The sequence below is a fragment of the Chitinophaga sp. 180180018-3 genome (assembly GCF_037893185.1).
Classification (GTDB): Bacteria; Bacteroidota; Bacteroidia; order Chitinophagales; family Chitinophagaceae; genus Chitinophaga.
The window spans coordinates 3323099-3334087 of record NZ_CP140772.1 but is presented as its reverse complement, the minus strand read 5'-3'; the positions used below and the strand labels follow the sequence as shown (position 1 = coordinate 3334087).

11 protein-coding genes are annotated in these 10989 nt (G+C 46.7%); 4 read left to right on the top strand and 7 right to left on the bottom strand.

Annotation, left to right across the window (positions count from 1 at the left end):
- Positions 1-131 precede the first annotated feature (131 nt).
- The 4 genes from UNH61_RS13090 to UNH61_RS13075 form a co-directional block, all read right to left on the bottom strand.
- Positions 132-1148: a FecR domain-containing protein gene (locus tag UNH61_RS13090; RefSeq protein WP_326992441.1), complete on the bottom strand. Its 1017-nt coding sequence runs from the start codon at positions 1146-1148 to the stop codon at positions 132-134.
- 109 nt (positions 1149-1257) lie between these two features.
- Positions 1258-1818 carry an RNA polymerase sigma-70 factor gene (locus UNH61_RS13085; protein ID WP_326992440.1) on the bottom strand — a complete coding sequence of 187 codons (561 nt, stop codon included), beginning with the start codon at positions 1816-1818 and terminating at the stop codon, positions 1258-1260.
- A gap of 88 nt (positions 1819-1906) precedes the next feature.
- Positions 1907-2236, bottom strand: coding sequence for a DMT family protein (locus UNH61_RS13080; RefSeq protein ID WP_326992439.1), 330 nt, complete (start codon positions 2234-2236; stop codon positions 1907-1909).
- Between the two features lie 132 nt (positions 2237-2368).
- Complete coding sequence (locus UNH61_RS13075) at positions 2369-2920, bottom strand: hypothetical protein (protein WP_326992438.1); 552 nt, start codon at positions 2918-2920, stop codon at positions 2369-2371.
- Positions 2921-3177: 257 nt separating this feature from the next.
- On the opposite strand from UNH61_RS13075, the gene UNH61_RS13070 reads away from it, so the two are divergent.
- The 3 genes from UNH61_RS13070 to UNH61_RS13060 all read left to right on the top strand — a co-directional run bounded on the left by UNH61_RS13070 (position 3178) and on the right by UNH61_RS13060 (position 8194).
- On the top strand, positions 3178-3720 hold the full coding sequence (locus UNH61_RS13070) for an RNA polymerase sigma-70 factor (protein WP_326992437.1): 543 nt from the start codon (positions 3178-3180) through the stop codon (positions 3718-3720).
- A 92-nt stretch (positions 3721-3812) separates the two neighbouring features.
- On the top strand, positions 3813-4790 hold the full coding sequence (locus tag UNH61_RS13065) for a FecR domain-containing protein (protein ID WP_326992436.1): 978 nt from the start codon (positions 3813-3815) through the stop codon (positions 4788-4790).
- Between the two features lie 20 nt (positions 4791-4810).
- Complete coding sequence (locus tag UNH61_RS13060; RefSeq protein ID WP_326992435.1) at positions 4811-8194, top strand: TonB-dependent receptor; 3384 nt, start codon at positions 4811-4813, stop codon at positions 8192-8194.
- A gap of 89 nt (positions 8195-8283) precedes the next feature.
- Here UNH61_RS13060 and UNH61_RS13055 read toward each other — a convergent pair whose 3' ends face one another.
- Positions 8284-9219: an aspartate carbamoyltransferase catalytic subunit gene (locus tag UNH61_RS13055; RefSeq protein WP_326992434.1), complete on the bottom strand. Its 936-nt coding sequence runs from the start codon at positions 9217-9219 to the stop codon at positions 8284-8286.
- Between the two features lie 50 nt (positions 9220-9269).
- On the bottom strand, positions 9270-9800 hold the full coding sequence (gene pyrR, locus UNH61_RS13050) for a bifunctional pyr operon transcriptional regulator/uracil phosphoribosyltransferase PyrR (protein WP_326992433.1): 531 nt from the start codon (positions 9798-9800) through the stop codon (positions 9270-9272).
- 162 nt (positions 9801-9962) lie between these two features.
- Between pyrR and UNH61_RS13045 the strand changes: the two genes are divergently transcribed.
- Entirely contained in the window at positions 9963-10481 is a 519-nt protein-coding gene (locus UNH61_RS13045) for a peroxiredoxin (protein ID WP_326992432.1), read from the top strand.
- Positions 10482-10535: 54 nt separating this feature from the next.
- On the opposite strand, the gene UNH61_RS13040 is transcribed toward UNH61_RS13045, so the two are convergent.
- The gene (locus UNH61_RS13040; protein ID WP_326992431.1) at positions 10536-10910 is read right to left on the bottom strand and encodes a hypothetical protein; all 375 of its coding nucleotides are present in this window, start codon (positions 10908-10910) and stop codon (positions 10536-10538) included.
- Positions 10911-10989: the final 79 nt, after the last annotated feature.

The window sequence follows — 10989 nt, the reverse complement described above, 5'->3', positions numbered from 1 at the left end:
AAGGTCATAAAACTACGACAGTACTACATTGCCAAGTGCAGATGACTGCCGTTACAGATCTCAAACAAGGGGTAAATGTTCACAGCATTTACCCTCTTTATAAGAGAGGTACCGATTTAACGATGTTTCCCCTATTGGGTGATAAAAACTTCATTGCTCACTATCCTGCAATGAAATGATGTTGTAACCTTCAGCGCTTCCATTACTTCGGGAAGCGTTTCATTTTTAAATGTTGCCGTAAAACGGTATGTCTTCAGCTTCTTTCCTTCGAGATGTATCTTAACACCGTACCATCTTTCTATTTTCCGGGCCACTTCTTCAAAATCGTCATTATCAAACACGAGATAGTTATTGCGCCAGGCAGTTTCTGCTACCACACTGTCGGCCGTGTTGGGGTGTATATTTTCAACACTGTAACCAGCCACCAGGGTTGATGGCGCGTCGCCGGCATGTTGCAGTATGATTTTCTGATTGGGCAGCAACCGGATGGTTCGTTCCACTCCATCGTTGAGCTGCACTTCCACCGCGCCGGATATCAGCGTAGCTTCAGTGATCCTGTCCTGCGTATAGGCTTTCACGTTAAAGGAGGTGCCCAACACCCGGATATTCATTCTGGAAGTGTGAATAGTAAAGGGTTTCCCGGTATTCTTCGCTACATCAAAAAAAGCTTCTCCATCGAGCGTCACCTCACGGGTATCCAGGTTGCCCATATCAGGATGATAGGTTAAATGGCTGCCGCTGTTGAGCCACACCTCTGTTCCATCGGGCAACTGCGCCCTGGAACGAACGCCATCATGGGTAAAGATGGCTGCCAATGCAGCTTTGTTGTTTTGCTGCGGGTTTTTATTTATAAGCAGATATATGCAGTAACCACCAAGCACTAGTATCATTATGGCCAGTACAGATACTATTCTCCTGATATTCCGTCGTTCTTTTCTTACAGGCAGTTCTTCAGCGGGGGCCGCATTCATTCTCTCCATATGCTTCTCCAATGCGGAATTGGTTCGCTCCTCCCATGCCGCACTGTCCGTCGCCGGCCAGTTGCTCAGCACCGCATATTTATACCGCAGGTCAGGATCTTTCAGCAATATCTCTTCCAGCTCACGCAACTCTCCCATCGTGGCTTCGCCCGATACCTTTCTTCCCATCAAAAGCCATATTCTTTCCTGTTCCATTTCTATGATTGCAAAAGCATGATTAAACTAAGGACAATGAAATTGGGGGAATCTACTACTCCCCTCAAAAAATTTTTTTGGATTATTTTTTAAACGAGAGATGGATGGCCTCGCTGATCTTTTTTAAGGCCTGGGCCATATGTACATCAATGGTGTTCACGGATATATCAAGAATCTGGGCTACTTCTTTGTATTTAAGCCCATCTTCACGGATGAGCTTGAAAATCATTTTCCTTTTCGGGGGCAAGGCATTGACTGCCGCTTCTATCCTTTTCACCATTTCGCCGGATATAAAGATCTGCTCGGGAGTAACATGGCTTACGCCAATGTCGACGCTCAGTTCATCCAGACTGAAATGTTGGGTACGGGCCTGTTTATTCAGGTAATTGAGGGCAATATTTTTTGCGGAAACATAGAGGTAAACCCTGAGGTTTTCTACCTGGAGCAGGCGCTCCCGGTGCTTCCAGATGTTCATAAAAACATCTGAAGCTATTTCTTCGGCGGATTCCCATGATTTTACGATGGAATAGGCAAACTGGCTTAATGGCTTATAGAATAAACGGAATAATGCCCTGTAGGCCTGTTCATCTCCCAGCGATGCCACCCGCTCCACCAACAGCTGTATATTAGCTTCCTCCCTCAATAATTACCCTTTTTTGGTTGAAAATAGACCCATAAAGATAATATTTATTTATGTTTTTCCAGCTCTTAACTGCTAACTACCGCAGGGGCTATTTCCGGAACATAAACCAAACGGCTCCTATCAGGAAAAGGAAGGATACAAAGTAGTTCCAGCGGAGTGGCTCTTTCAGAAAAGTAACCGCAAATATGCTGAATACGGTGAGCGTAATCACTTCCTGGATAGTTTTCAGTTGAAATCCGTTGAAGCCGTCCTGCATACCGAAGCGGTTAGCCGGCACCATGAAACAGTATTCAAAGAAAGCGATGCCCCAGCTGATAAGTATGACTTTCCAGAGGGCTACATCCTGATGTTTGAGATGGCCATACCAGGCGAATGTCATGAAGGTATTGGAAACAGTAAGCAAAATGATTGTGCGCATGGGGCGAAGATAATAGATAAGAATTAAGAATAGAAAAGGGGGCCGTAGAAGGGCCCCCCTGCATCAAACCAAAATGGGTTCCATTATGGATGATTCTGTGTTGTTGTTGGTTGCTATTTCATTAAATTCAGACTATTGTTCGAGTTTAATTTCACCCAGGTCGGTAGCTTTACCATCTTCCACTTTCACATCCTTCAGTATAGCATTTTTGAAAGGACTTTTAGCCAGGATGGTTACTGTATAAGTACCAGCTTTTACTGCCGGAATAGTGAAAGCACCTTGTGCAACTGCACCTTTCAGCTTCTCACCTGCGCTGATTGCTTCTACTTCTGCAGCACCATCAGCAGGACTGATCTTACCAGTGATAGAACCAGCTTCCACAGCTTTCGCTGTATCTATTGTTTTTACGGAATCAAGGCTCACCAGTGAATCCCGGCCCTGTAACGAATCTACACGCTGCAGAGAGTCGAAACGTTGTAAAGAATCGAAGCGCTGTAAAGAATCAACACGCAAAAATTTCACTGAATCTACTGCTGCGATTGAATCTACTCCTGCAATAGAATCTACCATCACAGCGATGCTGTCGGCAGCCTTCACTCCTGTTGTAGCATCTGCACTTTTGAAGGCAGACATTCCGATTACCGTTGTTGCTAACGCGAGCATTCCTACAATTGTCTTTTTCATGGCTTTCAATTTTTTGTATGGTTAGAATAATGATGATGAAATTCATCCGGCTATGATGAATGTGCATGGTTTTTGTTATATGCCCTCATCGTTGGCTGCCGTATACTAAGAATACATCCGACAATTGGCTTACCATTAGTCAAAGAAATGTTAAAGTGAAAAAAAGTTTTACGGACCTTCAAACAGCTTCGCATTCGCAATTAGTAATTTTAAAAATTATCTTCGCACTACGGAAACGAATACAAAAGAATAAACGCATGTTGCAACTGAGTAACGAAGAAATAGTAAAAGGCATCCGGCACAGGAATAAAGATGTATTTGAGGCTGTTTTTAAACAGTTCGCCCCTTCTATGTATAATATTGCTGTCAGGTATGTAAAGAGTGAGGAAGATGCAAACGATATGGTACAGGATGTTTTCCTCAATCTGTGGAAAGGTGCGGAAAACCTGGATGAGCGTGCCCCTATCAATCATTATCTCGCAAGAGCAACTGTAAATACCTGTTTAAACAGAATCAAGAAAGATCAGCGACAGGAAGTATATACCAAGGAACAAATGCAAACTGCTACTCCTGCCGACAACTCCCACTCCCTGCTGGAACACAAGGAACTGGAAGCCAAATACCGCTCTGCCCTTGAAAAATTACCGGAACAATGTCGTCGTGTTTTTGAAATGAGCCGCCTGAAAGGATTGTCACCCGCCGAAATCGCTGAACAACTGAACATCTCTATAAATACTGTATACGCCCATCTTACCACCGCTTTAAAACGGCTGCGCGTAGATCTTATTAATAAATCATAATTGCTTTATGCTGTCTTCATAAAAAATTTATGATTTTTTTAAAACCCGCTTAATGGTAAAATGTTTTCTGGTTGTATTACTAATAAGTAGCCATGAATAATCAAACTGACATAGATGTAGTGATCCGTTATCTGGAAGATCCGGAGAATGAGCTGAACAGACAGCAGCTCAACAACTGGATTCAACAGGATACCGGCAACCTGGATATCTTCCTGGACATGAAAGCTATGTGGCAGGGCGATCCCCTTCCTGCTGCCTCCGCCTTCGATACCCATGGACAATGGCAGGCACTGGATGCCAAACTGGATAAGGTTCCTGCAATTGCTACTCCTGCTCCCACCCAATCCAGGGTTGTTAAAATGCCCCGCAAATACTGGTGGGCAGCGGCCGCCGTACTGGCTGCTGCTGTTACCTGGACGTGGTTAAGTCCGGGTGGATATAAAACGTTCGCCACCGCTCAGCAGCAAGACAGTCTTCGCTTGCCCGATGGTTCCATGCTCTACCTGAACGCACATACGCAGGTACGTTATGCCCGCGGATTCGGCCAGGCCAGCCGTCAGATCAAAATAGACAAAGGAGAAGCATTCTTCGATGTTACCAAAAATGATGCACTCCCCTTTATAGTAAATGCACCCGATGTAGAAGTACAGGTACTGGGAACATCATTCAACGTGAAAGCAGGTAACAACGGTGTAAAGGTATTCGTGCAATCCGGTAAAGTCAGTGCCGCTTATAAAGGCACTGAAAAGAAAGTGATTCTTACCCCGGGTGAAGAAGCTTCGTTGCAACACAATGGTACCGCCATTGATACACGCACTCACAAGAAAAATAATAATGTATTGGCCTGGAAAACCCGGACCCTTACATTCGATGATACTCCGCTGAAAGAAGTAGCGGAGGCATTGGAAGATTTTTATAATGTACAGGTTAAGATCAGCAACCCTGAGCTGGCTGATAAGAAACTGCTGGCAACCTTTCCCAATATGTCATTGGACGAGGTGCTGTATATTATGAAGAAAACCCTGCAAATTAACATAACACACAAAGACGACCTGGTAGAAATCTACTAATGCGCGCCTGACTTTTGCTTATGCGGCAATTTTTGCAACAGGCGCGTTCCTCAAATACCAGGTTTGGGTATGTGCCTGCTGTTTTTCTTATTGTTATCCTGGTTTTGGTGAAGGCTTTGGCCTTCGCTCAGCAACCTGTTGCCCATCCGAAACGAATTTCCCTGCAATTCAGTAACACCAGCCTTAAAACCGTGATCCGCGAAATAGAGCGGCAGATCGGATATACGTTTGCTATTTCTTCTGATGAACTGGAAACCCGCAAGGGCGTTAGCTTACACGTACATAATGCAACACTGGCAGAAGTGCTCCCTCAACTGTTTCCTGCTTCACGTTATAAAGTAGAGATTAAAGACGGTCAGATCATCGTTATCCCACTCAATGCGGTCATCGCCGGACCTCCCCAACCCGGGGTAAAAAGTCCCGATAGTAACAAATGGACCATCACCGGCCTGGTTACCGACGGCTTCCAGCCGCTCAGCGGCGTATCGATCCGGGAGAAAGGCAGCACCAACGGTACTGCTACGGCAGAAAACGGCGCCTTCAGGCTGGATCTCCAAAACGGACAGGCTACCCTGCAGATATCTCTGATTGGATTCGAGACCAAAGAAGTGTACTTACGTGAAAGAAAATATATTGCGGTTACGCTTGAGCCCGACCTGCGCAAGCTGAACGAGCTGGTAGTGCTTGGTTACGGCCTGCAGAAACGCGCCAATATCACCGGTTCCATCGCCCTTGTGGATGGCGTACGCCTTCGCAGCCGGCCGGTAGCCAATGTGATGGCGGCTCTTCAGGGAACCGCCACCGGCCTGGTAGTGACCCGCAGCAATGGACAACCCGGACGCGAGGGCTTCAACATACAGGTAAGAGGCGTTGGCTCTTCCTCCGGTAATACCCCCGTGATAGTAGATGGCGTTCCCGGTTCGCTGGCAGTACTGAATCCGGATGATATTGAATCTGTTTCGATCCTGAAAGATGCCTCTGCGGCTTCTATTTACGGCGCCCGCGGAGCCGGAGGTGTGGTGCTTGTTACTACCCGTACCGGGAAACCGGGGAAACTGAAGGTAGATGTGAATGCGCTCGGCGGCTTTGAAACGCCGATACGACTGCCCAACCGCGTTTCTTCCGCACAGGCTGCGACTATGGAAAACATCGCTGCACAAAATGCCGGCCTGTCTGCCCCCTGGAACCCGATGGAAATAGCCCTCATGCAATCCGGTAATCACTACGCGGTCGACTACGATCACCCTGATTTCTACAAATACTACTATAACACCGATCCGCTGCGACTGCTCACTAAAAGCCGGACCAGTGTTCAGAATTACAATGTTTCTGTCAAAGGTGGCGACAGCTCTAACCAGTTCTCCGCTTCCCTCGGATACTTTGGCCGACAGGGACTTTTCGCTACAGGGCCCGACAGAACTCAGCGAATGAATGCGCGCATCAATCTCAATAATCGTTTTAATAAACATTTCAGCCTGGAAACCCGCCTGTCGTATGCACAAACCAATACCTTCTCCCCGTCGCAACCGGTGGAAGGCCCCAATGGCTTACTGGCAGGACTTTTCCGCGGCCCGGGCAACGTTCCGGTATACGTTCCGGATACACATAACTACGCCTTTGGCGGCGCCCCTGTATACGCTACACTTCAGGATGGAGGCCGGCGCGATGAGAAGAACAATTACATAGATGCCGTTTTTACACTGCGGGCCGATAGTCTGACCAAAGGACTTACCCTGCGGCTGATTTACAGCCCGCGCCAATACAGCCTGCGTGATAACCTCGGCCGGCAGTCCATTGCGCTATGGAACCGCGTAGATACAGCCGGATTTATTCAGCCTGATAATATGCTGCAGAAAAGCAAGCTGGTAGCCCAGGGCGGCAATCTGCAGCTGCTGGCAGATTACGATACTAAGTATAACAAACACTATATACACCTCCTGGGAGGCGCCACACAAGAGGCTTACAATACTACACAGTATACAGACGCTTCGTATAATATCAGTCCGGCCGAAATCACTGCCAAACAGTTCTCTAATGCTCCCGCATATACGCAGATGCTGGCGGCAGGAGGTTCCCTTCTTTCACTCTTTGGCAAGTTGAATTATAATTACGATAACCGCTACCTGGTTGAAGCCAATCTTATTGGCGCCCAATTGTCGCAGTCGAGCACGTCATTTGACAAAGAACGCCAGTGGCAAGTGTTTCCGTCGTTCTCCGCGGGGTGGCGCATGAATAATGAAACATGGTTCAACCACGCGTTGCCATTCTTCAACGATTTCAAACTGCGCTGGTCCTGGGGACGGTTGGGCAACGTGAACAGCTGGAATACGATCCCGAATGATGAGCGGTTGCAGACGTTTACGTTCAACCCGCTGCCCCACTACCCTCCTTTTGTTTATAAAAATCCGGTGTTACAACCCCGGGGCTGGGAAAATATATCTACCACCAATTACGGATGGGATGCCACCCTGTTCAGGGGCCGGCTCACATTGGCGGTGGATTACTTCATCAAGTACAACCGCGATATGCAGATTCCGGTGCTGACCGCGTCGACACTGGGCGCGTGGCCGATAGACTTTCATCGTGGTGAAATGAAGACCTGGGGTTGGGAATTTAATGTGGGCTGGCGCCAGGACCGTGGCCCATTCACCTGGTATGTCAACGCCAACCTGTACGATAGTAAGAACGAAGTACTTAAGAACGACGGAGTATTTCCTCAGGCCGGATGGAACCAGGGCATTGCCGGATACCCGTATTCCTCCCTGTTTGGCTATCAGGCGGAAGGTTACTTCCAGTCGCCCGCAGAAGTGCAGCAACATGCTTACCAGGGGCCCAATACCGGCCCCGGAGACCTTCGTTACAAAGACATCAACGGAGATCACAAAATAGACAATGCCGACCTCGTATACCTGGGCAGCACCGATCCCCGCTTCTCATATGGGATTGACGCTGGTTTTGCCTGGAAAGGATTCGATTTTTCCGTCTTCTTCCAGGGAGTAGCTAACCGCAAAGTAATGCCTGATCCACGTTACAATGTGCCTTTTACGAACACCTGGCAACAGCCCTGGGACATCAATCAGGACTACTGGACTCCTGACCATCCCAATGCCATGTTCCCGCGTTTGTATATGAACGATCAGCAAAATACGGTGCCTTCGTCGCACTGGGTAATGAACGGTTCCTACATCCGGCTGAAAAACCTGCAGCTGGGCTATACACTGCCAGCGAAGTGGCTGAAGAAAATACATATCAATAGTTTCCGCGTATACTTCTCCGGACAGGATCTTTGGGAAAGTACTAAGATGAAGATAAAATACTACGACCCTGAGCAGGCCGGAGGATATAACGGGAACGTATATCCGTTTTTCAGGTCGTACACGGTTGGGGCGGCGATAGGGTTTTAGAGAAGAATTAGGAATTACGAAATAGCTCGAAGACCTTAGCGGATAACTACATTATCAATCGCTAAGGTCTTCGAGCTATTTCGTAATTCCTAATTTGCCATTTCTCTCTTTCCTGCGAGCAGGTATAAAGCAGCCATTCTTACAGCCACTCCATTCTCTACCTGATCCAGGATAATTGACTGACCGGAGTCAGCAACATCTGAGTTTATTTCTACACCGCGGTTAATTGGACCGGGGTGCATAATAACAATTTCTTTGTTGAGGCTGTCGAGCAGTTCGCGGGTAACGCCGTAAGCCAGGGAATATTCGCGGAGCGAAGAGAATAAGGGTGTATTCTGGCGCTCCAGCTGAATGCGTAATACGTTGGCTACATCGCACCATGCCAATGCTTCGCGGATATTGTAGCTGACGTTAACGTCGAGTGCAGCAGCCATGTGCTTGGGGATCAGTGTCGGAGGACCTACTACAGTTACCTCTGCGCCCAGTTTGCGTAAGCAATAGATATTAGAGAGCGCTACCCTGGAATGCATGATGTCGCCACAGATAGCGACCTTCTTTCCCTGAACACTGCCGAGTTTTTCCCGGATGGAAAACGCATCCAGCAGAGCCTGCGTGGGGTGTTCATTGATTCCATCTCCTGCATTGAGAATAGGCACGTTTATATGTTTTGCCAGGAAATGCGGAGCACCGCTGGCGGAATGCCTCATCACCACCATGTCTACTTTCATAGACAGGATGTTATTCACCGTATCGATCAGTGTTTCGCCTTTTGAAACAGACGATCCGGAAGCGGAGAAGTTGATAGTATCCGCACCCAGACGTTTTTCTGCCAGCTCAAACGAGATGCGCGTACGGGTAGAATTCTCAAAAAATAAATTGACGATTGTTGTATCGCGGAGCGTAGGAACCTTTTTAATAGGTCTTTGTAAAACCTCCTTAAACTGGTCGGCGGTTTGAAAAATAAGCTCTATATCCTGACGCTGCAGATCGCGAATTCCGAGTAAGTGTTTTACAGAAAGTGACATTAATGTGCAAATATAAAGGGTGAAATCTGAATTCTGAAATCCGTCTTTGTTTAGTCGATCAGAATTACTTCATCTTTACCATCTCTTTCATTCCACAACACCCTTACTTTCTGGGAAATAAGGGCATCTATGGTACGACCGGTATAGTCGGGTTGAATAGGCAGTTGCCTGCTGAAGCGCCTGTCGATCAGCGTCAGCAGCTCCACGGAAGCAGGCCGGCCAAAATCCAGCATGGCATCCAGTGCCGAACGTATGGTACGTCCGGTGTACAACACATCATCTATCAACACCACCTTTTTATTTTCAATTGAAAAATCGATACTGGTTTCACTAGGCACATGCAGGGTATTGCCTTTGTTGAAATCGTCGCGGTAGAACGTGATATCCAGCTTACCATAATCAATGCGCGCACCAGGCACTAATTTCTTCAGTATTTCATGCATACGGCCCGAGAGGTATATTCCTCTTGGCTGCAATCCTATCAGCACCGTTTGCTCAAACTGCAAATGATTTTCTATCAGCTGGTGACAAAGCCTGTCTATCGTAATAGCCATCTGCCTGCCATTAAGTATGGTTTTCAAAACTCAATGTTTTAGGAGCCAAAAATAATGATTAAATGCAACAGATAAAAAGTTGAAAATTAGAAAAGACGGGGTATTAAAATTAATCCTAATAGAATAACCGGGGATTGTTTCGTTTCATATGCCGGATGTTCGTACTTTAGTAGTCTCAATATAGCGGATATGAAAATCTTTAAGATAATTATAGCAATGGCAGCCTTTTTTCAATTCTGGAGCCCTGATGTAAATGCCCAGATCAAGACCGGAGATAAAGTTCCTTCTTTCACTTTGCAGGATCAGGATGGTAAAACATTCGATATTAATACCGTACTGGGTAAACAGCCGCTGGTGATCTATTTCTACCCGAAAGATGAAACCAGTGTATGTACTAAAGAAGCCTGTTCATTCCGGGACTCTTTCCAGGATTTTCAGAAATATGGTGCTAAAGTGATTGGTATCAGCTCGGACGACGTGGCGTCTCATAAAAGCTTCGCAGCGCATCATCATCTTCCTTTTACTTTATTAAGTGACCCTAAGAATGAGGTCCGTAAGCTGTTTGGGGTTCCCAAAACATTTGTTATTCCGGGCAGGGTTACTTATGTGGTAGATAAAAAAGGCGTTGTTGTACATACTTTTAATTCCATGAAAGATGGAGAAAAGCATGTGACAGAGTCACTGGCTGCGTTGCAGAAGATGCAGTAGGCGTAGCGAAATTCGTCTATAATCCCGATTGGGCGGCTGTTTGACAGGGAAAGGTTATAATTTTCTGATATCCCGGAAAGAAGTGATCTCTTCCCTGAGTGCAAACAGCTGCACTCCCCAGATAATCCCCAGTACTATTGTAAAAGCCACCAGTGCAAGGGAAAGTGATACCTGCATGAAGCTACCCTCCTCCCGATTGGTAAGCGTAATAACCCGGAGCAGAAAAATCAATCCTACTATAAAAAACAGTAATGCTTTAAGCCCTTTGGTACGCAGCTGTTTGCGGAAGTATTGTTCAAACCCCGCAGCCGCAGCTTTGCCGGCTTCTTCTTTTGTCAATCCATCCGCCAGCAGCAACTGTTCAAGGTCTGCCACCCTTAACTGGCTCGGGCGACTGGCAAAATAATTCTGTATAATCTCTGCTTGCATAATTCCCGCAAGGTACGAAAAGTCTTTAGCCTTTAGCTTTTAGCCTTTGGTAAAAAAATACAGCGAAGATTATCTGGTA